General features: G+C 67.5%; 2 protein-coding genes. Both read left to right on the forward strand.

The genetic code is table 11. The features are described from left to right. The first annotated feature begins 81 nt into the window (after window positions 1–81). Window positions 82–537 (forward strand): transposase, encoded by a 456-nt coding sequence (locus ACTWPT_RS59990; protein ID WP_443186477.1) that lies wholly within the window; start codon window positions 82–84, stop codon window positions 535–537. Between the two features lie 17 nt (window positions 538–554). Continuing rightward, window positions 555–1,228 (forward strand): DDE-type integrase/transposase/recombinase (locus tag ACTWPT_RS59995; RefSeq protein WP_443186478.1); only part of this gene is annotated, 674 nt, incomplete at its 3' end.

A 1,228-nucleotide genomic window follows, 5' to 3' on the forward strand; every position in this document is an offset into this window, starting at 1 on the left:
CCCTCTCTGCCAAGGTTTGTTGAGACAGATGCCACTAAAGTTCATCTGAGTGATGAGGGTGAGTAAGGATCTCAACGAACCGTGAGCACGACACTGGCCAAGCGCCCGCTGCCGAGGATCGTCCATGATGGAACGGTGGGCTCGGGCAAGCAGAACGAGGGAGCGCGTGCGGATCGGCCGCGGCGGCGGACGTTCACGCCGGAGTACAAGCAGGCGATCCTGGCCGAGTACGACGCGTTGACCGAGCCCGGCGCGCGGGGCGCGCTGTTGCGGCGGGAGGGCCTGTACTCCTCCCACATCGCCGAGTGGCGGCGTGCAGCCGATGCCGGTGCCCTGGACGGGTTGTCCAAGAACACCTCGCGTGCCCGAAAGAGCGGTGAACAGGCCGAGCTGGAACGGCTGCGGCGCAAGGTGGAGGCGCTGGAGGCCGAGCTGGCGCGTAAGGACGCGGCGCTGGATCTGGTGGGAAAAGCACACGCGCTCTTGGAGACTCTCTCCGAGAGCGCGGGCACAAAGCCGCCGTCGAAGCGGCGATAGGCGAGGTCTTCGACCAGGTGGAGGCGTTAACCTCCACCAGCCAGGCGTGTCAGCTACTGGGCAAATCCCGCGCCACCCTGTATCGAGAACGCTCGCGGCCGGTCGGTCCACGACGCAAGCCCGGCCCGGCCGGAGCGCCGGCCAACGCGCTGTCTGCGGCCGAGCGGGAGCAGGTGCTGGCGGTACTGACCGGCCCGCGCTTCGCGGACAAGGCGGTGGCGCAGATCTGGGCCGAACTTCTCGACGAGGGGATCTATCTGGCCTCGCAGTCGACGATGTACCGGATCTTGCGGGAGGAGAACCTGGTCCGCGAACGCCGCCGGCAGGCCGCGCATCCGGCCAAGATAAAACCCGAGCTCGTGGCCGTCCAGCCCAATGACGTGTGGAGCTGGGACATCACGCGCCTGCCCGGCCCGGCTCGCGGCATCTGGTACCAGCTGTACGTCATGCTGGACATCTTCAGCCGCTACCCAGTGGGCTGGCGGCTGGAGGAGGCAGAGGACGCCGCGATCGCCGAGCAGTGGATGGCCGATCTGGTCGCCCTGCACGGGCGGCCCGGCGCGATCCACGCCGACCGAGGACCATCGATGACCTCGAAGAACGTCGTCCAGCTCCTGGTCGATCTCGGGGTGCAGCGCTCGCATTCGCGGCCGCGCGTCTCCAACGACAATCCCTACTCCGAGGCGCAGTT

The sequence above is a fragment of the Nonomuraea sp. 3N208 genome (assembly GCF_052245935.1).
Taxonomy (GTDB): domain Bacteria; phylum Actinomycetota; class Actinomycetes; order Streptosporangiales; family Streptosporangiaceae; genus Nonomuraea.